The sequence below is a fragment of the Streptomyces sp. 15-116A genome, assembly GCF_025290915.1.
GTDB lineage: Bacteria > Actinomycetota > Actinomycetes > Streptomycetales > Streptomycetaceae > Streptomyces.
Map to the genome: position 1 here is coordinate 25,914 of NZ_JAOCQE010000011.1, position 23,347 is coordinate 49,260.

A 23,347-nucleotide genomic window follows, 5' to 3' on the forward strand; every position below is an offset into this window, starting at 1 on the left:
GCGGATACGACGGGGCCCCTCACCGCGGGTGAGGGGCCTGCTGTCGGACTCAGACGCCCGCGATGGACTGAATCCAGGACCGGTACGCCGTCACGTTCGTGTAGGCGGTCGTGGTCTGCCGGTCACTGGTGGACGCGACGCCGACCTGGATCCCGCCCGCCATCATCGGCCCACCGGAGTCGCCGCCGGCGGTGATGCCGTCCCCGCGGCGGGCGCAGATCGCGGAGCCGCCGTAGGCGTCACTGCACCCACCGGTGACAGTGACGTTGGCGACCTTCAGATACCGGGACTGGCAGTTGATCTCAGAGCCGCACCGGGAGGTGGCGCCCCAGCCGTACACCTGCACGCTCTGCCCGACCCGCACGGACCCCGGCTGCCCGAGCCGCGCGTAGGTCGCGGACACGGACCGGTCGAGGCGGACGAGCGCGAGGTCCGAGCTGTGCGTGTACGTCTGCACGCCGTTGGCCACGGTGCCACCGCTGTGCTGGTCCAGGCTGCCGATCCGGAACGACAGCCCGCCGCCGCTGACACAGTGCCTGGCGGTGAGGATCCAGGTCGGGGCGATGATCGTGGCGGAACAGGTCTCTCTGCCGTTGGAGAACAGCCGCGCGGCCCAGGGACCGCTGCTGGCATACCCACCACCGATGATGGGCTGCGGCCCCTTGGTGCTGGGCGGCACCGGCGCCTCGGCCGCGCTTGCGACCGGGACGAGCAGCGCGAAAACGGAGACGACCGCCGCGAGGAGAGCGGGAACGAGCCTTGATATACGCAAGGTTCCTCGATTCGGATGGCACGCCACAGGGACGTGCGCGTGTGGGGGTCGGCGACCCGGAGGCCGCGTCGGCAGCCGCGAACTTCCGCCCGTGAAACGGCAGTTCGCCACAGCCATGCCACAGAATCCCGGAGGAACATGCGGGCGGGGTACTAACACTTGGCGATAACGCGGTGTTATACCCGGCCCCTCGGAAGCCGGGATGATCGGCGCACCCGGCACGGTTGACGCTGACGACAAGCGTGATCACGCCCCACCGGCGCCGAAGGGACCGACCCCGATGAGCGACGACCACCACTCCGCCCCCGCACCGCAGCCCACCCCCCTGAAGCAGACGATCGGCCGCTACGGCATCTGGAGTGCGGCCCTGCGCTCGGAGGACCCCTCCCGGCGCGGCGAACTCACCGACGCAGCGGCCGAATTGGAGGACCTCGGCTTCGGCGCGGTCTGGCTGGGCGGCAGCAGCGCCGCCCACCACGCGGCGCCGCTGATCGAGGCGACGTCGACGCTCACCGTCGGCACGAGCATCCAGAGCATCTGGCAGTACGAGGCGAAGGCCGCCGCCGCGAGCTTCGCCGAGCTGGAGGCCACCCACCCCGGCCGCTTCCTGCTGGGCCTGGGCGTCAGCCACGCCAAGCTGGCGGAGCAGTACCGCCGCCCGTACTCGTCCCTGGTCGCCTACCTCGACGCCTTGGACGAGGCCGGCGTCCCGGCCGACCGCAGGCTCCTCGCCGCCCTGGGCCCGAAGACCCTGAAACTCTCGGGCGACCGCACGGCCGGCGCCATCCCGTACCTGGTCACCCCGGAACACACGGCCCAGGCGCGCGGCATCCTGGGCGACCGCCCTCTCCTGGCCCCCGAACTGAAGGTCATCCTCGACCCCGACCCCACCAGCGCCCGCACCCTGGCCCGGACCACCCTGGCCATGTACCTGTCTCTCCCCAACTACACCAACAACTTCCTCCGCCTGGGCTTCACGGAGGACGACCTGACCAACGGCGGCAGCGACCGCCTGATCGACGCGGTGTTCGCCTGGGGCGACGAAGCCGGCATCCGCACCCGGATCGACACCTACCTGTCAGCAGGCGCCGACCACGTAGCCCTGCAACTCCTCACCGACGCATCCCGCGACACCCTCCCCCGCGAGGGCTGGCGCCGCCTGGCCGCTCTGCTCACCTGAGGCGAGGCATCTCGACGACCCGAGGTACCGTCGACGCCGCCAAGGGACTCCAGCCCCCGCTCGATTCAGGGCGCGACTGCAGCGCCCCAGTCGCTGGCCGTCACAAGGGTCGGGCCGCTGACTTCGTCGGCACCGGAGACATACGCGAGCCATCGAAGCTCATCGCACCGGACCTCGGCCCTCGTTGAGGATGACCGTCCACTCATTCGGCGTTTGTCCAGGCCGCCGCAGCCAGTAGAGGTACATGCCACTGTCCTCGACATAGGCCCAGGGCAGGACTTGCGCGCCGGACTCCTGGAGTTCCACCGGTTTGGCTTCGCCCTTCCACACCTCGCCGAGGACTGCCGCGCGTTCCGTGGCCTGGCCGATGAGGTTGTACTCGCCGTCGGGACATTCGGGGTCCAGTAGCCAGATGGTCTCGCTGAAGACGCCACCCCCGTAAATTGAGCTGGGAGAGGTGTTCCCAGCCGGGTCCATGGCGGCCCGATTTCGTCGTCGCGGAGTCAGCTGACTTCAAGGCGTCCCTCTGCCTACCGTGCGTGATCGACTGGAAATCGACGTCGCACAAACAGTCCGACGCAGGTCGGAACCGAGGGGAACTCCCCGGACCTGCTCGACCCGCCCAGGGTGGAGTAGCGTCGCGCAGTGTGGCTCTGATGGCCACCTCAGCCCTCGAGCAAATCAACAACGTACTCGCGAGCCTCGGTCGACAATCCCAGAAGATCGATCTCTCGAAGGTGTGAGATATGCGTCACGCGAACATTTCCTGTTGACGTGAGCTCCGATATCGCGTGTAGCTGAGCTTCCAACGCCGCATGGTCCTTCTCGGACGCCGCTGTCGCTGCCAGGATCGTGGCGAGAGCGGCAGCTTCGGCCGCAGAGTAAGAGCTCAGCCAGTCAGTCACTTCATCCGCAGCACGCTCGCGTACGCGCGCCTCGGTATTCGTGATGTTACGAATCAGATCCAGGAACTCAGAAGCACCCATGAGACTTCACCTGCTCAGAGCTAATAAGGAAGCACGAAGGAGATCGGCCATGGAATATGCGTGTCATTGGCGGCATCCGGATTATAGTGTGGACTGTTCGGATTATGGACATTTCGGTGATGCAGGTTCCCCGCTTCGTCTTGATATTTACCGCCGACGGATATTCGGTACACATCACCGCTGGCAGCGTTCGAACCCACTGGGGCGGTTCCGTCCTTGTCGTGGACTCGGAGTCGGACCGTGTTCCCTGTTTCAGGATCCGTCCACTTGTATTCAACGCCCTTCTGGGATCCGCCGTTGGGGTGCGGCTTGAGTACACGCATCTCGGCGTTGTCAGGGATGATGCTGAGAGGGTCGCGTCCCCTCAGGTCCCAGCCTCCGCCCTTGATACGGGGTGGGTAGGGGCTGAGTCCGAGAGGATCGGTCCACGTATGCGGGTTGTGAACGTACGTGGAGGGATTGGGCGCGGGCTCGAGTCCGAGGGGGTCCGCGGACACATAGCGGGCTGTCTCGGGGTCGTAGTGGCGGAAGTAATTGTAATGAAGGCCGGTTTCTGGGTCGTAGTACTGGCCCGGAAAACGCAACGGGGTGTAAGCAGTGCTCTTCTCGGGCCACGCTGTGGCACCCCACAGGGCGCTGCGGGCTCGCCAGGCCAGGTGGCCATGCTCGTCGACGAGCTCGCTGGGCGTGCCGACCAGGTCGGTGATGATGGCAAAGAAGCGGGAGTCGATCTCGTCCTGCGGTGCCGTCGCCGCCGTGATGCGTTCTGTCTGAGCGATGGGGTGCAGGCCCCGGTGGTCCCAGGTGAGGGTGACCGGGTTCGGCAGGTCCGGTGACGTCGTGGTCTGCTCGCAGAGCGTCGTGCCGTCCCACGTGAAGTCCACGCGTTCGACCACTGCTTCGCCGTCGTCGCCCAGCCGGAGCTTGGCTGTGCGGCGACCCAGCGGGTCATAGGTGTAGCGCCAACGAGTACCGTCCGGAGTCGTCACCTGGATGAGGCGATCCTCGGCGTCCCACTCGTAGCGCCAGGTGTCCGGCTTGCGGGACAGGCGGGTCTTCTGTCGCAGGACGATGCGGCCCAGCGCGTCGTACTCGTAACGGACCCTGCCGGCGCGGGTGACACGGGTGCCTTCGTACGTGCGCTCACCGATCGCATCCTGGCCTGGGTGGGTTGCCGGCCATGACGCGAAGGTCTGGTTGCCTGTCGCGTCGTAGGCGTACTTCTCCGTCCAGTTGGGGGCATGGACCGCCGTGACTCGGCCTGCCGCATCGAGGTTGAAGCGATGCTGACCGGAAAGGGCGTCCTCGATCCCCACCAAATTGCCGTCGGGGCGGTAGGCGTACGTCCGCTGCTTGATCAGACGGCCACTCGCAGTGCTGACCGCCTGGGTAGTCAGCCGCCCCTGGGAGTCATACGAGTGGGCCATTCCAAGGGCCTCACCGACGTGCCGCGCCAGTTCTCGGCCTGCCAGGTCGTGAGAAAAAGTGATGCTGCGGCCGGAGGCTATCAGTTGGACATGGTTGCCAGCTGCGTCATACGTCCAAGTGCTGGTCGCACCGCTGGGCGTGCTGCGACCAGTGCGGCGGCCGAGCTCGTCGTATGTGTACGTCACCGACCGGCCATTGACTGTCTCCTCGCGGAGTCGGCCCATGCCGTCACGGAGGAGCCACAGCGCCGTTTCCGGCCCTGTGGCCTGCGCCAACTGGCCCGTCGGGTCGTACGTGAACGTGGTGATCTGCCCGGCAGCCTCCTTTCGCACCACCTGGCCCAGTTCATTCCGCTCGAACGTGATCTGCTGGCCGATGGCGTTGGTGCGGCACTTCAGCAAGCCCGCCGCGTCGTACTCGTACGTGACGGTGCGGCCGTCGAAGTCCGTCTCAGCGACCAGGTTGCCGACCGGGTCGAACTGGTACGTCCACGTCATTCCTTGCGGGTTTGAAACCTGCGCGAGACGCATCTCGGTGTCGTGTACGAATTCGAATCGGCTGCCGTCCGGGCCCGTGCGTGCCGACATCAGGTCGAAGTGCGTGTACTCGAAGCGGGAGACCGCACCCATCGCATCGGTGTGGCTGGTGCAATTGCCCTCGCCGTCGTAGGTCCACGACTCGATGGCTCCGTCCGGGGCGACGGACCGGGCCAGCTTGCCCTCGGTCGTCCACTCCAGGCGTGTCGTGGCTCCCGACGGGTCAGTGATCGAGGTCGCGCGGCCGAAGGGGTCCCATTCATACGCCGTGACTGCGCCGAGGGGATCCGTGACGGCCACCGGCCGGCCAACCGCGTCGCACCTGAACACAGTGGTGTTGCCGACCGCATCCACGATGGACGTGGCATGGCCTGCCCGGTTGTATGTCACGCGAGTGGTTGCACCGGATGGGTCCGTCACGGCGGTGCGGTTTCCGCGCTCGTCGTATTCCAGGCGCCATACGGCGCCGCCGGGAGCAGTCACCGCGGTGGGAAGATCCAGTTCGTTGTACTCGGCGATGGTCCGCTGGCCGTCAGGTCGGAGGACGGCTGTCACCTGCCCGGTAAAGCCGTAGATGTACCGAGTCGTGTGGCCGAGGGGGTCGGTGACTGCGGTCAGCCTGTGCTCGTCGTCCCACTCCTGGAGGGTCACCTGCCCCCTGGCGTCGGTGAGACGGATGAGGCGGAGCGCCTCGTTGTGCTCGTAGCGTGTGACGTGTCCCAGAGAGTCGGTGACCGTGGTCGTGCGGGTTGAGTCGTCGTATACGAGGGTGCCGGTCAGGAAGCCGTCGCTGCCCTCGGTGCGGATCACCCGGCCGCGTTCGTCATAGGTGTAGGCATACGTGGTGCCGTTGCGGTCGGTCCACGAGGTGATGCGCCCATCAAAGTCATACGTGTACCGCAGCCGCAGGCCCGAGGAGTTGATCTCCTCAGTCAGGTGGCCGTCCTCGTCATAGCCGAAGGTGACAAGGGTGATGCCGGGGGCATCCGGGGCATCGGGGTCGACGAGACGCAGGCCTGTGATGCGGGGCAGGGACGGGTGGCGGTCGAGGACGAGGTGGTAGCCGCCTGAATGGACCACCGCAGTGGGGATGTCGCCGCCGTCGGCGTAGGCGATGGTGATGCGGTTGCCGTTGCGGTCCTGGATGTGCTGCAGTGGCAGATCGACCGCCGTGTCGTCGGCTGCCGTGACCGGGCTGTGGAAGACACGGGTCAGGCCGGTGTCAGGGTCGCTGATGCGGATGGCACCGTCGGTCTCGTCGTCCCAGGACAGGGCCAGGCGGGAGCCGGGGGTTTCCGGACGGACGGGGTCATTGGTCTCCGGGTCTGGGAGCGGGAAACAGATGCGGGCGCCGTCCGCGGCCGCGTACACCAAGCCCTCGTCGTCCGCCTGCACGCGCTGATCCAGGGTCGACGCCCAGGACGGGCCGAACCATCCGCCCCAGCGATAGGAGGAGATGTGAGTGCGCTCCAGGACCAGCGGCAGGATGCCGGGGAGTTCGACGTCCGCGCGAGGCAGGGCCATGTCGCCGGTGGCCACGTCGATGGGGTCCCGCACGAACGTCTTGATCGCGTTGCGGATCGACGCAGGCAGCTTATTGAAGCCGGGTCGCATCGAGAGGCGCTCAAAGGTGGCGCAGTTCAGCTTCAGGCCCTTGCTGAGCTTCGCCAACTCGGCCGGTTTGAGTGCCTTGAGTCCCTTGCCCAGGGCCTTGCCGAGCACACCGAAGCCCACGCCCAGCAGGGCGCCTTCGGTGAGCAGGCCGGCCAGCTTGTCCGGGTCCTTGAACGCGGCCGGGTCCCGCAGCAGCGTGTCGAACGCCGCGAACTGCGCGCCCGTCTTTGCCATCCTGGCCGCGGCGGCCACTCCGCGGATCTCCTTCAGCGCCTTCAGCGCCCGCTCGACCGCCCGGATGGTCTCCATGACGGTACGGATCGCCTTGGCGAGGGTCGTGCCCTCCTTCTCGATCCGCGCCACCAGCGCCACGACCTTCGCCGCCCGCTGCCCGGCCATGAGCGACGACACCACCGCGGAGGCACCGCCGGTGAGCACGGACAGGGCCAGGCCGGCGATCTCGAACTCGGCGATCTCCACCAGCAGCACGCCGATCTCGGTGAGCAGCTCGTGCGCGGTGTCGGCGAAGTCGTCCAGCGCCTTGGCGCCCTCGCGCAGCCCGTCCGCCATCTCGGTGGCCTGCTTACGGGCCGTCTTGGAGCGCTTGTGGAACGCTTTGGCGGCCTTGCCCTCCCACTCCACCCCCGCCAGCGCCTTGCCCGCCGCCTCCGCCGCCTCGTCCAGACCGGTGGCCAGATGCCGCCACTTCTTGGCGATCTCCCGTATCCCGTCCGGGTCCACCGCCGGATCGGATATGCCCAGAAACTCCAGACCCTGGGCGATGTTGTCGCCCATCATGTGGTTGAACTTGTTGATGTAGTGCAGGGGGTTGAGGTCGACCACGCCCGGCTCAGCCCTTCTTGCCGCGCGCCTGCGCCGTCAGCAGGAGGTCCAGCAGGTCGAAGGCATCGGACACCTCACCGATCAGCTTCGCCTCCGCCTCCCACTCCTCGTCCAGCTCCTTGGTGAGCTTCGCCAGGGTGGTCATGCCCTCCTCGATCTCACCCTTCGCGCCCAGGAGGGACCCGAGGGCGCCGAGCGCGGACAGGTCGTGCGAGGCGGCCTTGAACTCCTGCAACGGCTTCGCCGTGTGCTGCCCCACCTTCCGCAGCCCCGAGGCCGCCTTGTGCAGCGACGCCGCTTCCTTCCGCAAGTCCGACACGATGCCCTACCCCCGTACTTCACTCTGTGCACATGCCAACCCAAGGGACCCTAGGCGGGCCGGTTCCAGAGCGGGCAATGCGTGGTTCATGGAAACGTAAAGAGCGCTCCGGCTCTTCAACGGTTGACGGACTGGATCTCCTGGACGTTCATGTCCTGCGTGGTCTCGAAGGTCCCGTGCGGGAGATCGCCCGTCGCGCCGTCCGTGCCCTCCCAGGAGATCTGCCAGGTGATCGACGCCTTCAACTGGTACGGCTTGCCCTCGCTGGCGCGGAGGTAGCGGATGCCGCACGGCGGGGTCTTGTCGGCGTCACCCTTGGTGTACGGGGTGCCGATCGAGCCGTCGTCGTTGATCGTGCAGTCACCGGAGGCAGGGTAGGTCTCGGCGTCGTCCGTGCCCGGATCGAGGTGCAGGGCGACGGGCTTGGCGGTGGTCTCCGCCCACAGTCCCGTGTTCGGCAGCTCCGCGCGGACCGTGACCTCCTTGAAGGTGCCCTTGTCCAGCCACACCCACGTGGGCAGGTTCACGGTCGATCTGGCCGCCGGCTTCAGCTCGATCTCGGTATCAGGTACACGGATCTTGTCGTACGCGTAGGCGGCGAGGACGTCAGGGGTGGGGGCGTTGGGATCGTCGGGGATCGTGCCGGCGTTCTGCCAGAACATGACGCGATCGCAGTCCCACGCCCTGATGTCCTCTTCGTGGCCGGGCCGGACGACACTGCGCCAGAACATGCCGTCCTTGCCGAGGTTGTAGTTCTTGTAGCCGTCCTCGGCCTTGGCCTTCTCGTACTGATCCACGAACAGGTCGCTGTTCCAGAAGAGGTGAGCGTTGACCGCGCCCAGTCCCCCCGTCTTCTTCAACCGCTCCACACCGGCCTTGAGTTGCTCCGGCGTCATGACCGGCTCGTACCAGCACGCCGGTGGTTCCCAGTTGGGATCCACGGACGCCAGCTCCCCTGTCGACGCCTGGGCAGTACCTCCGTCGGAGTGCTTGATGGTGATCCGGGACTGGGAGACGCTCGCCATCAGATCCTTGCCACTGGCCGAGCCCGCAGCTTCGGTGCCCGAGCCGCCGGGCGGCCCTGCCGCCTCGCCCTGGTCCTCGCCGTACGCGAACGCCGTGGACGGCGTGATCAGCGCAGCAGCCACCACAGCCGCAGCAGTCAGGCTCACGGCACAGACGCGACGCTTCACCGGCAGCCGCCCCGCCTCGTCGTGACCGTCGTCGTCTTCCAGACCCCGCCGTCCTCCTTGCGCAACTTGGTCTGGTAGAGCACGAACGCGTCATCGGCCGGCGTCTTCGTCACCTCGCCCGTCTTGAGGTTCTTGGTGGAGCCCTTGCCCTCGTCCACGCAGTAGAAAAGCGTGCCTGAGCCATCCGGGCTGATACGTACCTGCGGGTCGAAGGCCCGGCCCTTGCCGACAAGGGTCAGGTCCTCGTCAACCAGTCCCTTGACCCATTTCTGCGCCGTGGTCAGGGCCGTGCCTTCGTTGTAGAAGGCGATGTAGTCCGCGTTCGGGTTCTGATCGGTGACACCGGCGTAGGTGCCCAGCAGGCGCTCCCTGCCGTCGTCCATGACGGCCTGCAACCTCGGGTCGCTGTTGGTCCAGCCTTCGAAGCTCACCTGGAAACTCGCGGGCAACTTGATCGTCGGGCGTTTGACACCCGACGCCGCCGAAGCGGACGCCGACGGGCTGCTGCTCGCTCCCGTGTCCGCGCCCTTGATCCCGTCCGGGGAGGAGTCGTCTCCCCCTCCCGGACCGCAGGCGGTGAGCAGGAGGACCGCCGATGCGATGAGCGCGGCGGCAGGGGGAAGGGTACGGCGTTGCACTGCTGGCTCCCGGTGGGGCGAGGGCTGTTGCTAAGCACCTGACGGCACTTGTGAGGATCATGATTTCATCGCTCGGTACTCGGCTCCGATGGGGGCGGGCACAAACCCCGGCATAAGGTATGGTTCGGGCCCGCCCCGCGGTTCATGCCGCTGCCGTGCCCTCGAGTTCCACCATCAGCGTCGGGACGGCCAGGCGCGTCACCCCCAGCATCGTGCTGGTCGGGGCCGCCCCCGCCGCTCCCAAGCGGGCCGCCAGTACGTCGTAGTGCTGGAAGAGCAGATCCACGTCGGTCGTGTAGACGTTGAGGCGGACCAGGTTCGCCAGGGACATACCGGCCTCATCCAGCACCGCCTCAAGGTTGGCGAGGCTCAGCGCCAGCTGTGCCTCCATGTCGCCGTCGTGCTGGGGCTTGCCGTCCTCGCTCATCGCCGTCTGTCCCGAGATGTACAGGGTCCGGGTGTGGCCGGAGACGACCTCGCCCTGGTTGAAGCCCAGTTCCGTCGACCACGGCCACGGGTTGACCGCCGTTCGTTCTACTGCCACGTCAGCTCCATTCGCGTCATGGGGAGTTGTGCTGACGAGCCTCGCAAGAAAACATGACACCCTCGGTCACGTATCTCGATAGAGTTTTCGGATGCGTGCCGACCGTCTGGTCTCCCTCGTGCTGCTGTTGCGTCAGCGCGGGCAGCTGACCGCGGCCACCCTGGCCCGCGAGTTGGAGGTGTCCACCCGCACCGTGCTGCGCGACATCGAGGCGCTGTCCGCGGCCGGCGTCCCGGTCTACGCCGAACGCGGACGGCACGGCGGTTTCGCCCTGTCGCCCGGCTTCCGGACCGAACTGACCGGGCTCAATCATGACGAGACCCTTGCCCTGCTGACCGCCGCCGGATCAGGGCGCGGTGAGCAGGTGTTCGGCCTCGGCTCGGCGCTCGCCTCGGCCATGCGGAAGGTCGTCGACGCGCTGCCCGCAACCCACCGTGCCACCGCGAGCGACGCGGCCCAGCGCTTCCTCGTCGAGCCGGAGACGGACCTGCTCTCACGTCGGCTCGTCACCGAGGAGGTGTCCGCCTCCGTCATGGCCGAGGTACGGCGCGCGGTGCTCGCCGGGCATAAGCTGCGCATCCGTTACGCCGCCACCGGGCAGGCCCCGCGCTGGCGCACCGTGGACCCGATCGGCCTCGTCACCGTACGCGACCGCCCCTACCTGCTCGCCACGAGAGCAGGGGCGGACCGCACCTACCGCCTCTCGCGCATGCAGGCCGCCGAGGAACTCCCCGAACCGGCCGAGCGCCCCGACCGTGTCGACCTGGACCGCATCTGGCGGGAACGGTCCGCGGAGTTCCTCTCCTCCGGCGACCACCTCACCGTGCTGGTGCGGGTGAACCCGGCACGGCGGGAGGAGTTGCTGAACACCGCGCTGGCCGTCCGCGCCGAGCAACCCGACGAAGAACCCGATGCGGACGGCCGGCTGCGCCTGGAGCTGACCTTCCAGGACGCACGGCACGCCGAATGGGCACTGTGGCAGCTCGGCACGGACGCGGAAGCCATCGCCCCGCAGTCCCTGCGTACCTCGCTGCGCGACCGCGCCGCCGCGCTGGCAGCCCACTACGCGGACTGACGCATCACGCAGACCCGCACCATCACGCAGACCGCAGATTCACACGGCCCCGGTGACACCCAGACCGCAGCATCACACGGCCCCCGGCGTCACGCAGACCGCAGATCGCAGACCCGCAGATCCGCAGACCGCACCATCACACGGCCCCGGCATCACACGCTCCCCGGCAGCACCCAACCTGCACCCCTCACGCCGACTTCAGCTCCTGCCGCTGCCGCCCCAGCCCCTCCACCTCCAGCTCCACCACGTCCCCGGCCCGCAGGAACGGCTTGGGCTCCGGCTGCCCCATCGCGACGCCCGCCGGCGTCCCCGTGTTGATGACATCCCCGGGGTACAAGGTCATGAACTGGCTGACGTAGCGCACCACTTCCCCCACCGGGAAGATCTGCTCCGCCGTCGTCCCGTCCTGCTTCAGCTCCCCGTTGACCCACAGCCGCAGCGACAGATTCTGCGGGTCGGCGACCTCGTCCGCCGTCACCAGCCACGGCCCCAGCGGGTTGAACGTCTCGCAGTTCTTGCCCTTGTCCCAGGTTCCGCCGCGCTCGATCTGGAACTCCCGCTCGGACACGTCGTGCGACACGGCGTACCCGGCGACATGCGCGAGCCCCTCCTCCGCCGACTCCAGATACCGCGCCGTACGCCCGATCACGACCGCCAGCTCGACCTCCCAGTCGGTCTTGACCGACCTGCGCGGCACCAGCACCGTGTCCTGCGGCCCGACGACCGTGTCCGGTGCCTTGAAGAAGATCACCGGCTCGGCGGGCGGCTCGGCGCCCGTCTCTTTCGCGTGATCGAAGTAGTTCAGCCCGATGCACACGATCTTGCCGATCCGCGCCACCGGCGGTCCGATCCGCAGCCCCGTCTCGTCCAGCGCGAGCAGCTCACCGCTGTCGGCGGCGGCCCGGATCCGGCCGAGCGCCGCCTCGTCCGCGAGCAGCGCCCCGTCGATGTCCGCGACGAGACCCGAGAGGTCCCGCAGGACTCCCTCGGCGTCGAGCAGAGCGGGACGCTCCTGTCCCGCCGTACCGACTCGCAGCAGCTTCATGAACACGTCTCCCTCGATCGCGGGCGTCCGTCCGATGCGCTGCGACCGGTGCGGCGAGACGCAGCACATCGGAGGACTTGGCTGATCCTCCAAGAGCGAGGTCCACTCCGCAATACCCCGTTCACGTACTGGACCGGACGCCCGCCCCAGCCCCTACCTCACCGGTACAGAACAGCCCGCTCCACGAGACTCCACGTCGTGCTGGTCACCACGTACAGCGCGGCGGCCAGCGGTACCACCGCCACGGTGATCAGCGTGAAGAAGGACATGAACGGCATCGCCTTGCTCACGGCGGCCATCCCCGGCACCTGCTCCACGTCCCCACCAGCCGCGGCCGGCATCCCGGACACCCCACCGGCGGCCATCATCCGCCGCGTCAGCCGATAGCTGCCGTACGCGACGGCCGCGACCACGGCGAACACCCCCAGGTACACGACCCCGGCCTGCCCGAACACGCCGCCACCACCAGCGCCGCTCAGCGCATCGAGCCAGCGCCCACCCAGCGGCGCCCCGAACAGCTCGTGCCCCAGCAGCTCGTTCCCCCGCCCGCCGATCGTCTCGCTCGAGAACAGGTAGTACAGGAGAAAGAACGCCGGGAGCTGGCACAGGCTGGGCAGGCACCCGGACAGCGGCGAGACCTTCTCCCGCGCGTGCAGCTCCAGCACCGCCCGCTGCAGCTTCTCGGGATTCCGCCCGTACCTCTTCCGCAACTCGGCGATCTTCGGCTGGAGCGCAGCCTTGGCCTTCTGCCCCCGCGCCGCCGCCAACGACAGCGGGAGCACCAGCAGCCGTACGAACGCGGTGAACAGAACGATCGCGGCAGCCGCGGCGGACCCGCCGACCACCGGCTGAAGGGCATCCGCCAGCCCCTCGACGACACCAGCAAAACCAGACATGACAGACATGAAGATGAGCCCTCCGGGGCCTCGTCGCGCCGAAGTACCGGACCGCCATCGGTCCCGGTACGGAGATTCACGGCATGACGACCCGCCCGAGGACACGCCCCCGGACCCAGTGGAAGAGGACGCGTGCCCTACGCGACGACGGTCGCCGAAGCGACGAGCCCGGGCGCTCTGGGCCGTATTCGGCCCTTGGCGTCGGGATCACGCTGCGGCAGGAAGGCGGTACGCCGGTCTCGCTCACGTATCGCCGTACGCACCCGCTGAGGCGCGACGACCGGCGCGCAGCGCGCGGCGACCAGAGCACAGGTCAGCAGCGCGGCCCCGGCAGCGGTCGTGGCGGCCAGCGCCACACTCACGGAGAAGCCACCGGCATCCAGCAGGCACAGCGCGAGAATCTGCACGAGCGGAAGCAGGACCTGCACGAACGGAAGAAGCACGGCGAGACGGCGAGCCCGCTCGGCGGCAACCCGACCACGCTCCACGCGCACCCCTCCCCTCCTGCTGTTCCCCGTCACCTCTTGAAACGCCGGACCCGCCGGAACGGTTCCCACGCCCCGACGCCCGGAAGACGCCCCAGCCCGGCACCCGGCCCGCGGCCCCAGCCCCCGGCCCTCAGCCCTCAGCCCTCAGCCCCCAGGCCCTCGAAGATCCGCCTGCCAGCGGACGCCCCGCGCCGCCCCGACCGCCCCGACGCAAGGGAACCGGCCGCACCCCACCACCCCTGACCAGCCGCCCTCTCACGCCCTCTCCCCGTCGGCAGTACGGTGTCCCCCATGCGCCCCGACACGCCTGCCGAAAACGTCGACCACACCGCCGAAGCGGCACGCCTGGAGCGGACCGCCGAGCTCTACCCCGAGGACGCCGAGTCCCTGCTGCTACGGGCCGCCGCCCACCGCGAACTCTCCGGCGACCGCCCCGCCGCCACGGCCCTCTACGACCGCCTGCTCGCCTCCGGCACCCCCCTGGACAACCCGCACCTGGTCCGCGCCCTGAAGGCCTCCAACCTCTGGGAGTACGGCCACGAGGCGGAGGCCCGGGCGATCATCGACGGCCTCCGCGCGGCGTCCCCCCGCGACCCGGCGCCCTGGGTGATCGTCGCGGAGTCGCTGGAGTCCCACGACGAGCTGGAGCAGGCCCACGAGACGTTCACGGAGGCGGTACGCCTCCTGGTGACCGACAACCCGAAGCCCCCGAAGCCTACGCACCCGCTCCTGTTCGGCCGCCACCGCGTCCGCAGGATGCTGGGCGCCGCCCACGACGAGTGGGACGCCCTCGCGGACTCCGTCCACACCCTCCCGATCACCCTGGACGAACTCCACGACCCGAACCGCGTGTGGTCCCTGGGCTCGGAGAACCCGGCGGAACTGGAGGCGGAGCTCATCCGCCTGCGCGCGGAGCTGGGCGCCTACCGCGAGGCCCTCTCCCGCCCGTTCCCGGTGGCGATGCTCCACTGGCCGGCCTCTGAGCTGACGGAGCTCCTCACGGCGTACCCGGCCCTCTTGGAGGAGTACCCCTCCCACGAGGAGCACCTGGCGAGGATAGAGTCCGCCCTCCGCGAACTGGCCGCCTCGGGCACCGGCAACCTGGGCATCGTCACCGGCACGGTCCCGTCCTACGAGGCCTTCGCGGCCGCCGAGGGAACCTCCCCCGCGGACGCGACCCTCCTCCCCCAGTACGCGACGACCCTGGCGGCCCGAGGCCGAGCGGTCGCCTGGCCCCCGGACCCGGGCGCCCCCTGCTGGTGCGGCTCGACGACCCCGTACGAGACCTGCCACGGCGGCACCGCGCCCTGACCCGGGGCAAACTGGACGTATGACCACCAAAGCCATCCTGGACGGCGGGCCGGACGACCTCGCAGGCAACGTCGTCCCGATCACCCCACCCGGCCAAGAACTCAAGATCCCCCACCGAGGCGGCTACGAGCACTACAAGGTCACAACGCGCCACGAAAAAACCCAGGACGGAGAAGCAACCGTCTACCAGTGGTGGGAACGGACCGAGGTCGCGGAGTAACCCCGTCGAACCACCACGGAACCACCCCGACAGGGCCGTCGCCCTCCCCTACCTGACATCCGACAGCCCTGGCCCTCCAGCATCCTGCGCGACGTCCCAACCCCGCCCCTCCACCGCCTCGGCGGCCGGGGCGTCCGCACCCCAGGGAGACAGCCCCCAGCGCCAGCGCACCCCTACCCCCGGCCGTGAGCCGCCGCACCACGACACTGCAAAGAAGCGGGCGGCCCAACAGCCTTGGCGAACACCGTTGAGCCGATCGCCGGACAGCGCAAGCAGCGCCGAGCACGCCGAACACGCGGTGCGTGCAGCGCGCCAGGGTCACACGAGATAGGCAAGCCACTCCCAGAGCCCAGACGTGCGCTTGCTTTAATGCGAGACTCTTGATGCCGAGAGTCAGTGGACAAGATCACTGACGCTCGCATGAGCAGCCATCGCAGAAGGAGAGTCATGCCCCCCAGCGGCCATGAGCGCCCGCAGTTCGCCCAGCCACTGACCTCAATCGAGATCTGTGCCGGGGCCGGCGGACAAGCCGTTGGGCTCCACAACGCCGGGTTCGATCATCTCGCATTGGTTGAGTGGGACCCCCACGCTGTAAACACGCTGCGATCTAACGTTGGAGACTGGCCGGGCTGGACTCCTGAAAAGGCCCGCAATATTACGCCGATGGACGTCAGAGATTTCCTTGACTCTCCGACGGCGAAAGAACTCAAGGAAAAAGGGAACCTCGACCTGCTAGCAGGCGGAGTCCCCTGCCCTCCTTTCTCCTTGGCCGGAAAGAGGCTGGGAGAGGACGACGAGCGAGACCTCTTCCCTGCAGCACTGAAGATCATCGATGAGCTGCAGCCCAGGGCAGTGATGATCGAGAATGTCCGAGGAATCCTCGAACCTCCGGAATTCTTCATCGAGTACAGGAAGCGCATCCTGGATCATCTCAGCGACTCCGGTTACACCGTTCCAGACATCGATGCGACACAGAGCGCAAAGGCGCAAGACCTCGCCATGCGCAAAGTCTGGCGTCGGCTCGACGCGAAGGACTTTGGAGTTCCTCAGCTGCGTCCGCGAGCCATCCTCGTAGCCTTCCATGAAAAAGCACTCAAGGGCGGGCGGGAATTCCACTGGCCCATCCGCCTCAGGACGGAAGAGGCCACGGTCTTCGAGTGCCTCGACCAGACCATGCGTGAGCGCTGCGAGGATTTCTGGGACAAGAACCAGCGGGGTGAACCGGCAGAACCAGGCGAGCGAACCGGTAAAGACGTGTACTACGCATGGCGCGAGGCCGCGGAGAAGGCGGCGGTCCTCGGCCGGGGAGTGGCGCCCACTCTGGTCGGCGGGTCCAGGAAGCACGGCGGTGCCGACCTGGGTCCGACTCGCGCCAAGAAGGCCTGGGCTGCGATGCATGTGAACGCCATGGGCCTCGCCAATGACCGGAAGGACTGCGACCCTGAACGCGACTTGTTCAGGGACGCTGGCCCAATGCTGACCGTTGAGCAGGCAGCCATCATCCAAGGCTTTCCTCGGGACTGGGATTTCCAGGGCAGGAAGACTGCACGATACCGTCAGGTTGGAAACGCGTTTCCGCCGCCGGTGGCCGAAGCGGTGGGCCGAGCAATCGCCGCCGTACTCCGCCCCGAGCACAGCGACGAATTGCTCGCTGATTACGAAATCGACTGCTCTGATGAGGGAGCGATCCCTGGAGACGAGGCCCAGCAGATGGAGTTCTCGATGTCAGAAACCGTCAGCCCCGGCTCTGCGAGCGAGAACCACCTCGGTAATTTTGTTGGCGCAGGCCTCTGACGGCTCGTGCTCCCAGAAGCGGAGCACGAGCCACCCGGCCTCTTTCAGCCTCTGATCTGTATCCCGGTCTCTTCTCACGTTGCGCAGCACTTTTTCGGACCAGTAGCCAGAATTCGTTCTCGGGGGCACGTAGTGCTCAGGGCAGCCATGCCAGTAACAGCCGTCTATAAAGACGGCCACCTTTGCCGGACGGAAAACCAGGTCCGCCGTCCGGCGAAGGTCTGGCAGAGGCCGTGCCGCCACGCGGTAGCGGAGCCCCCTGGCGTGGAGGAGCCGCCGGATGAGCCACTCGGGCTTCGTGTCACGGCTGCGGATCGCCTGCATGTTCCGGCGGCGTGCAGCGGACGAAGCCCAGGAACCTTCCGGAGCCACCCATTCACCATCATGAGACACACCGCAGAGGGTAGTCCCGAGAAGCCAGCCGCACGCAGCCAGTCCTAGCGGCGGCCTCCCATGTGACTCAGGAGCGCCTCGACATCGCTCGGTGCCAGGCCGGCGGCCACAGCCGGCTCCTCCTCCAGGTCTGCGAGCTGCTGCACCGTGGGGTCGTCCAGGATGCGGCCCATGAACTCCAGCTTGCGCTCCAGGCGGTCAGCCACCACCTCGTCGATGGAGTTCCGCACCGCCAGGACTGTCACCCGGGTCTCTGTATCGGGGGCGAGGCCGAGACGGTGGATCCTGTCGAGGCTCTGCAGGAAGCGGCCTGCCATGAAGTCACGGTCTACATAGACAGCGTCGTGGCAGACGTGGTGGAGGCTGATTCCCTCACCCAGGGTGGCCGGGTTTGAAATGAGCACCATGCACGCCGGGTCCTCCCGGAACCGGCGAAGCTGTTCCTCCCGGTCAGGGGTGCCTCCGTGGACGACAGCAGGGCTGTACTTCTCCAGCATGCGCTCCAGCGTGGTCAGGCTCCTGACGAACGTCGTCCAGACCAGCGTCTTACGGCCCTGGGCGGCATTCTCCGCGATGATCGCCACAGCCTCCTTGTACTTCGGCGAAAGCTCGTAGTCAGGGAGGTTCTGCATAAGCGAGTACAGCGAGGTCCCCTCGGGGATCTCCAGAGGCGGCAGTTGGTAGGCGAGCGGCTCGTACCGGCTGCCTCCTTCCAGAAGCAAGGCCGGGCTCGTGGCAGCCATGAGGAGGCGGAGGGCCGTCTTCCCGAGGGAACTCAGGTCCTCTCGTGCGGCGCCACTGTTCTCACCGCCAACGATTGCCGTGTAGATCTCGTCATGCAGTGGCGGCATATCAACGAAGCGCAGACCCAGCTGCACGGGAGGCAGGCCGAGTTCCTGCTTCGTCGTGCGGGTGAACAGGGGCCGGAGAACGGTACTGGCGTGCGCGAGGTCTCCTCCGGCCACCGCCTGCACCACCGTGCGCTGGCCATGTCCGGGCCAGACGAAACCCAGGAGGTTCTCCAGGTCCCGGGAACCGTTTGGAGCCGGCGTACCTGTCAGGATCAGCCTGCGCGCCGCCAGCGGACCGAGCGCCATACAGGCCGCACCGTAAGTGCCCCTGGCACCGAGCTTCATCCGGTGCGCCTCGTCGAGGATGATCATGGAGGGCCCAGCCTTGAGCCAGCTGGCCAGCATGGACAGCGACCGGTCGAGGCGCTCGTAGTTCACCACGAGCACCTCAGCCCACTGATCCATCGACCCGTCCAGGACGTTGATGCGCAGAGGATGAATCAGGCACTCGGCGGTCTCATAACGCCACGACTCGTAGGCGGACTTGGGGCAGACAACCAGCAGGCGGCTCACGCGGCCGGCCGCTTTCTGCGCCGCGTACACAGCGAGCGCGACGCGCGTCTTCCCCGCACCGGGGACACTGAAGTTGGCGCCATGCTGCAACGACAGGAGCTTCGCGATATCCCGGCGCTGGAACTCGCTGAGTTCGCCCTTCCAGGTGTCGCCGAGAAGTGCGGGGACGTCATCGGGCGCCACTTCGCCGGGCGTCTCGCGACCCGCAAGCCGCTCCTGCACAGTCTGAGCGTCCCGGACCACGCCGGACACCAGATCCCGCAGGTCGTCCGCCCACTCCACGCCAGCCGGGTCGGGCCAGGAGCTGAGCACTCCCAGGTCGGCGAGCAGTTCGTCCAGGGAGACCGAGGCGCTCGACGGGCCAAGCTGGCCGCCGGTACGGAACCGGGCAGCCAGCTGGACAAGATCCTGCAGATACGTTTCGGTCGTCCGCAAGACGACACGGGTCCGGGTTTCGTCGAACCCGAGACGCAGGGACACCTCACGATCAGTGCCGGTCAACGCGAACCCTCCGCCGACACGGCCTCAAGCAGCCAGGAAACGCCCTCACCGGGCTGCGGCAGCCCCCGCCCGGCCTGCTGCGCAAGCTTGAGCAGGCTGGTCCGCAGCTTGACCAGCGCCTCGTCGAACTGCTCCTCGTCCAAGCTGCGGGCCGTACGTGCCTGTACCAGGTCACTCACGCACTGGTCGATGCTGGCGCACGCGTCAGCCAGCCGGGCAGGCGCAAGCTGCTTGCGCTTGCGCAGCCGTGCGCTACGGCCAGCTGCCTCGATCGCTTTGTCGAAGGCCTTCTCCGCACGGTCCCAGACCTCCTGCGCGGAGGCCTTCTGCTCATCGCCGATCGCCGGCGCATCACTGCGCACGACCGCGGCGGCCCGCAGAATCTCATCGTTCATCGCGCGCGCTTCGGCAACCGCAGAGGAGGCTGCGGGGACCTCCAGGTCAAGACCGGGTACAGACACCGACTGCGGCTGGGCAGCGCCGCCGCTCCCCTTGGGCAACTGCTCGTCGAAACCCGCTTTCAGGAAGTCTTCGTCGATGTGACGGACATCCGTCTTCGAGAAGTTAAGAAGGATGGCGGCCAGGCGCAGCTCCTTCAGGACCTCCGCCTGGTCACGGTCGACCGTCTCCAACTTCACGTACAGGCGGTGGAGTTCCTTGAGGCGCTCCTGAGCTCCTTCCCAGTCCACCAGGCGCAGTGCGTTGCCGCCGCCCGTGCGGCTGCGCTCGTTGAGCTCACGGATCGTGCTCAGGATCCACCGCTCCTGGTGATAGGTGCGGACCTGAATCCGGAAGTCCCTCGCGATCTGCTCCGGCGTGCGCCCCAGTGCCGCCTGCTCCTCCATAGCGAGAAGGCGGTTGATGTAGGAGTAGTCGCGCCGGTGGTCCTTGCGCAACTGCAAGGCCAGCTCGACAGCGTTGACGTCGGCCCAGGTGAACGACTCCGGCAGCACACCGACCCGCATCGACTGCTGACCGAGTTCCCGCAGCGCGGCTGCTCGGGTGTTGCCGTTGACAAGCACACCGTGCCGGGTCACCAGCCCGGGGTCGTTCTGCCCGAACTCCTGCAGACTGTCCCTGAGGGTGTCGAAGTCCTTGTCCCGCACGTTCGGGTTCGCCGGCGACGCCTTGAGCAAGAACTGGAGGTAATCCTGGCTCTCCGCGCTCCACGGGTCCTTCTCCAGCGCCGCCTCCTTCTCAGGGTCATGGCTGCGCTGGGCTCGAATGCGGTGGGTGCTCGGGTTGTAGTAGAGGCCGTTGAGCGGCAGGTCGATCACTTCGACGTGGGCCTGCTGCCCGTTCCAGTCGACCGTCACGGTCTCCCGGGTGCCGCCGGACGCCCTGGCTTCATCCACCTTCTTACTGATCAGCTCACTGAACTCGGCCGCACGGGGCGGGGCCGGAAGCTCGCGCATCATCGTGTGTCCGTCCTGTCTCAGTCTTCGGTGCCGTCAAGGTCAAGAGCGTCGGCCACAGTCTTACGGGACTCTTCCGGAAGAGTCCGGTACATCCCCCACAGGACCTCCAGCGAGCTGTACGTACGCTGGCCAGCCTTCACCCACCCGCTGAGCACGCTCCGCTCCAGGGGCGCAAGCGACTCGATCCGGGAAAGGATTTCACGCAGGTCCACTGAGCGGTCGACGCTCCCACGCCCGCATCGCTTGCACTCGGTTACCAGCTGGTGCGTGACGCGGCCATCCGCCAGGGTGACCTGTCGCCTGGCGACGTTCAGCACCGACTGCTCGACACCGTCCTCGTACGCTTCACCGCCGGCGATTCCACACGTCCGGCAGAGGTAGCCGTCCTCCTGAAGCACCTTTGCCCGCTGTGCGTTGGTGATGCTGGCCTTGTGGCTGGGCCCCTTCGCCTGACCGGGAACCCACACGTCCTTGCCACGCCTCGCGAACCTGCGCTCCTGCGGAAGCAGCGCGGGGTCCTCCCGGTTGGTCGTGATCTCCCAGTCGTGGTCGCGCAGATCACGCATGCGCCGGTCGATCTGCGCGATGTCCGGGAAGGCCTCGCGGAGCTTGGCCACAGTGAAGATCTGCCCCTCCCCGACCTCCTGGACCAACCACAACGCCGCCCGCGCCATGCTGCCCAGCTTGTGGTTCCCGACCTTGGTCTCACGCCAAGACGGCATCGTCATGTTGAGTTCCCTTCCCCATGGAGAACATATGCGGTGAATTACCACGTATTCCGTGAAACGACAGGCATGCGCCGCTTCACGGTACTTGTGACTTACACCGACCCCCCGCGCCACTCGCGGCTGACACCTAAAGAGTGACACATCGGAATGACAGCGAACCGTCTCGAAGCAACTTGCGCACTAACTAGCAAGAGAGGAAGCAGAATCCACCAGGCAACGCCTTGCCCGCCTCCGGCAGAATGGCGGGTACTGCCGCTAACTGGACGGCAGATGGGGCCGGTTTGGCCAGAATCGCGGAGGTTTGCCCCACATGGCAGCACGCAGAACCAGTCGCCGCCCGTTCGCTTGGACGGAGAAGGACTTCCCGGACGACGTGTTTCAGGACAAGCGGCGGTTCGGTGCTGCGCTCCAGGAGATCTGCCGCCATTTCGTGATCAGGTCGGCCGACGGCGCGCCCCTCACTCACCCAACACAAGCTCAGGCCGCTGGCTACCTCAACGTCAGCGAGAGCGCGCTGACGCGGTACCTCAGGGGCCAGCACGTCCCGCCGCGTGCCACGGCTCTCTTGATATTCGAGACCGCTTGCCGGGACGCAGGCGGTGAGCAGAACCTCCCCGTCACCAGGGAAAAGCTGCTTGAACTGCACGCGAAAGCCGAGCAGGAACGATGCGGCAACTGCTCAAGGCACCGTGAGGCGGAGCGCGTCGCCCAGGAGCGGCTCAGGGCCCTGCAGGAAAACCAGGAGAGGCTTGAGCGTGCGGCGGCAGAAGATGCCGCAGAACTGCGCGAACTCCGTCGGCAGGCGACCGTTCTCAAGCGTGAGGCACAGCTGGCCCGGACCATAAAACCGGTTGCTCAACCGGGTTCAAGAGCCGGCTCGCGTAAGGTCGCGATGTCGGCACGGGCGGCAACTCTGTTGCCGGTCCCCCGCCGACGCAGGGACCGGCAACTGAGCAAAAACGAAAGGTCGGCCGCCCGGCACATCGCACTCCGCGCCGAGGAACTGCTGCACGGCGGCCGGCCGGACAGCACTCTCGCGCTCCTGCGCCACACCGCAGAGGCCTACACGCCTGTTGAACTCGCTACGCTGATAACCGTGTTGCGGATGCGCGAGCAGCACAAGCTCGCCGACAACCTGGTGCACATCTACGGCCGTGACCGGACGGACCACGATGTCGTGCAAGCGGCGCTGCTGCTGCACGAGCACGAGGCCGCCAAGGACGCGGAGTCGCTCTTGCGGACGGCAGCTGCGCATCCTGGGCCGGCTACCTCACAGACCAGACTGTCTGGATAGAGCCGACCGCCCGAGGACGTACCGGCGCAGACCGGAAACAAGGCGCTCAGGCCGCGACGTCCGGCGCGGCCTCATAGTGCATCTGGGCTTGGTCCAGGATGTCCTCGGGGTCAAACCCACGGGTGGCGGTCCAGTGCAGCAGATCCGCGATCAGCTCCACCGCCGACTCCCGCAGACCCACGTCTCTGCTGTGCACCAGCGGGCCAGAGGCGGCCCCCCTCACTTCCTGGTACGCCTCCAGCATCAGGACGGCTCGCTCCATGCGCCGGCAGCCGCTCCGTGCATTCAGGTCGATCTCGCACCACACCGCCTTTCCCGCCGCCGTCAGCACGATTCCCCAGTCAGCGGCCATCGCAGCCAGGAGATGCAGGCCGCGGCCACACTCGTCTCCACAGTCGGCGGACTGCTGCACCGGCACCACGTCACTCTTGTCGTGGACTTCAAGACGCAGCCTGCTCTCGCCCATCTCCAGTACGAGCGTCGCGGGAGCACCTCGGCCCACGTGCTTGATCACGTTCGTGGCCAGCTCGCTGACCAGCAGTTCCACCTCTTCGGCGATGGTCGGCGCACCCCAGCAGTCAAGTTGTCTCGTGGCGGCCCGCCGCAACAGCCGCACCTCAGCAGGTACCGCCTCGAAAGGCAGAACACAACGGAGCCGGTGTGCGATCACCTCGGAGCTGGCCATGGGGTACTCCTCCCTCCCAAGCCACACACATGCCTGCACCTGCCGTATCCGTACGGCTGCACTGCGTAGCGATCCGGAAGCG

Annotated in this window: 22 protein-coding genes; 6 read left to right on the top strand and 16 right to left on the bottom strand. The window is 67.4% G+C overall.

Going from position 1 to position 23,347, the window contains the following annotated elements:
• Positions 1–49 precede the first annotated feature (49 nt).
• Positions 50–772, bottom strand: a complete 723-nt coding sequence (locus N4P33_RS03915; RefSeq protein ID WP_260824741.1) for a trypsin-like serine protease — start codon at positions 770–772, stop codon at positions 50–52.
• A gap of 280 nt (positions 773–1,052) precedes the next feature.
• Between N4P33_RS03915 and N4P33_RS03920 the strand changes: the two genes are divergently transcribed.
• Positions 1,053–1,952, top strand: a complete 900-nt coding sequence (locus N4P33_RS03920; RefSeq protein WP_260824742.1) for an LLM class F420-dependent oxidoreductase — start codon at positions 1,053–1,055, stop codon at positions 1,950–1,952.
• Between the two features lie 159 nt (positions 1,953–2,111).
• On the opposite strand, the gene N4P33_RS03925 is transcribed toward N4P33_RS03920, so the two are convergent.
• The 7 genes from N4P33_RS03925 to N4P33_RS03955 all read right to left on the bottom strand — a co-directional run bounded on the left by N4P33_RS03925 (position 2,112) and on the right by N4P33_RS03955 (position 10,053).
• Complete coding sequence (locus N4P33_RS03925; RefSeq protein ID WP_260824743.1) at positions 2,112–2,429, bottom strand: hypothetical protein; 318 nt, start codon at positions 2,427–2,429, stop codon at positions 2,112–2,114.
• 188 nt (positions 2,430–2,617) lie between these two features.
• On the bottom strand, positions 2,618–2,938 hold the full coding sequence (locus tag N4P33_RS03930) for a hypothetical protein (protein WP_260824744.1): 321 nt from the start codon (positions 2,936–2,938) through the stop codon (positions 2,618–2,620).
• Positions 2,939–2,958: 20 nt separating this feature from the next.
• Positions 2,959–7,359: a polymorphic toxin type 30 domain-containing protein gene (locus N4P33_RS03935; RefSeq protein WP_260824745.1), complete on the bottom strand. Its 4,401-nt coding sequence runs from the start codon at positions 7,357–7,359 to the stop codon at positions 2,959–2,961.
• A 7-nt stretch (positions 7,360–7,366) separates the two neighbouring features.
• Positions 7,367–7,678, bottom strand: a complete 312-nt coding sequence (locus N4P33_RS03940; RefSeq protein WP_260824746.1) for a hypothetical protein — start codon at positions 7,676–7,678, stop codon at positions 7,367–7,369.
• 116 nt (positions 7,679–7,794) lie between these two features.
• A complete protein-coding gene (locus N4P33_RS03945) occupies positions 7,795–8,850 on the bottom strand; it encodes a hypothetical protein (RefSeq protein WP_399028437.1) in 1,056 nt (351 codons plus the stop codon).
• A gap of 17 nt (positions 8,851–8,867) precedes the next feature.
• Positions 8,868–9,509, bottom strand: coding sequence for a hypothetical protein (locus tag N4P33_RS03950; protein ID WP_260824747.1), 642 nt, complete (start codon positions 9,507–9,509; stop codon positions 8,868–8,870).
• 142 nt (positions 9,510–9,651) lie between these two features.
• Positions 9,652–10,053: a RidA family protein gene (locus N4P33_RS03955; RefSeq protein ID WP_260824748.1), complete on the bottom strand. Its 402-nt coding sequence runs from the start codon at positions 10,051–10,053 to the stop codon at positions 9,652–9,654.
• 91 nt (positions 10,054–10,144) lie between these two features.
• Here N4P33_RS03955 and N4P33_RS03960 point away from each other — a divergent pair, with 91 nt between their 5' ends.
• The gene (locus N4P33_RS03960; RefSeq protein WP_260824749.1) at positions 10,145–11,128 is read left to right on the top strand and encodes a YafY family protein; all 984 of its coding nucleotides are present in this window, start codon (positions 10,145–10,147) and stop codon (positions 11,126–11,128) included.
• A 187-nt stretch (positions 11,129–11,315) separates the two neighbouring features.
• On the opposite strand, the gene N4P33_RS03965 is transcribed toward N4P33_RS03960, so the two are convergent.
• The 3 genes from N4P33_RS03965 to N4P33_RS03975 form a co-directional block, all read right to left on the bottom strand.
• The gene (locus N4P33_RS03965) at positions 11,316–12,173 is read right to left on the bottom strand and encodes a fumarylacetoacetate hydrolase family protein (RefSeq protein ID WP_260824750.1); all 858 of its coding nucleotides are present in this window, start codon (positions 12,171–12,173) and stop codon (positions 11,316–11,318) included.
• A 158-nt stretch (positions 12,174–12,331) separates the two neighbouring features.
• Positions 12,332–13,069 (bottom strand): YidC/Oxa1 family membrane protein insertase, encoded by a 738-nt coding sequence (locus N4P33_RS03970; RefSeq protein ID WP_260824751.1) that lies wholly within the window; start codon positions 13,067–13,069, stop codon positions 12,332–12,334.
• Positions 13,070–13,206: 137 nt separating this feature from the next.
• On the bottom strand, positions 13,207–13,557 hold the full coding sequence (locus N4P33_RS03975; RefSeq protein ID WP_399028443.1) for a DUF6412 domain-containing protein: 351 nt from the start codon (positions 13,555–13,557) through the stop codon (positions 13,207–13,209).
• Between the two features lie 291 nt (positions 13,558–13,848).
• Between N4P33_RS03975 and N4P33_RS03980 the strand changes: the two genes are divergently transcribed.
• The 3 genes from N4P33_RS03980 (at position 13,849) to N4P33_RS03990 (ending at position 16,882) form a co-directional block, all read left to right on the top strand.
• Positions 13,849–14,868, top strand: a complete 1,020-nt coding sequence (locus N4P33_RS03980) for a hypothetical protein (protein WP_260824752.1) — start codon at positions 13,849–13,851, stop codon at positions 14,866–14,868.
• A gap of 19 nt (positions 14,869–14,887) precedes the next feature.
• The gene (locus tag N4P33_RS03985) at positions 14,888–15,088 is read left to right on the top strand and encodes a DUF5988 family protein (RefSeq protein ID WP_260824753.1); all 201 of its coding nucleotides are present in this window, start codon (positions 14,888–14,890) and stop codon (positions 15,086–15,088) included.
• Positions 15,089–15,535: 447 nt separating this feature from the next.
• Positions 15,536–16,882: a DNA cytosine methyltransferase gene (locus N4P33_RS03990; RefSeq protein ID WP_260824754.1), complete on the top strand. Its 1,347-nt coding sequence runs from the start codon at positions 15,536–15,538 to the stop codon at positions 16,880–16,882.
• On the opposite strand, the gene N4P33_RS03995 is transcribed toward N4P33_RS03990, so the two are convergent.
• Genes N4P33_RS03995 through N4P33_RS04010 form a run of 4 tightly spaced genes read right to left on the bottom strand, consistent with a single transcriptional unit; the run spans position 16,814 to position 21,286 of the window.
• Entirely contained in the window at positions 16,814–17,275 is a 462-nt protein-coding gene (locus N4P33_RS03995; RefSeq protein WP_399028447.1) for a very short patch repair endonuclease, read from the bottom strand. The two genes, N4P33_RS03990 and N4P33_RS03995, sit on opposite strands and share 69 nt — an antisense overlap.
• Positions 17,276–17,319: 44 nt before the next feature.
• Complete coding sequence (locus N4P33_RS04000; RefSeq protein WP_260824755.1) at positions 17,320–19,140, bottom strand: DEAD/DEAH box helicase; 1,821 nt, start codon at positions 19,138–19,140, stop codon at positions 17,320–17,322.
• Entirely contained in the window at positions 19,137–20,558 is a 1,422-nt protein-coding gene (locus tag N4P33_RS04005) for a hypothetical protein (protein WP_260824756.1), read from the bottom strand. Before N4P33_RS04005 ends, N4P33_RS04000 begins: the two co-directional genes overlap by 4 nt.
• A 17-nt stretch (positions 20,559–20,575) precedes the next feature.
• Positions 20,576–21,286, bottom strand: coding sequence for a hypothetical protein (locus N4P33_RS04010; protein WP_260824757.1), 711 nt, complete (start codon positions 21,284–21,286; stop codon positions 20,576–20,578).
• Positions 21,287–21,596: 310 nt separating this feature from the next.
• Between N4P33_RS04010 and N4P33_RS04015 the strand changes: the two genes are divergently transcribed.
• Positions 21,597–22,580: a hypothetical protein gene (locus N4P33_RS04015; RefSeq protein WP_260824758.1), complete on the top strand. Its 984-nt coding sequence runs from the start codon at positions 21,597–21,599 to the stop codon at positions 22,578–22,580.
• Positions 22,581–22,626: 46 nt separating this feature from the next.
• Here N4P33_RS04015 and N4P33_RS04020 read toward each other — a convergent pair whose 3' ends face one another.
• The gene (locus N4P33_RS04020) at positions 22,627–23,265 is read right to left on the bottom strand and encodes an ATP-binding protein (RefSeq protein WP_260824759.1); all 639 of its coding nucleotides are present in this window, start codon (positions 23,263–23,265) and stop codon (positions 22,627–22,629) included.
• Positions 23,266–23,347 lie beyond the last annotated feature (82 nt).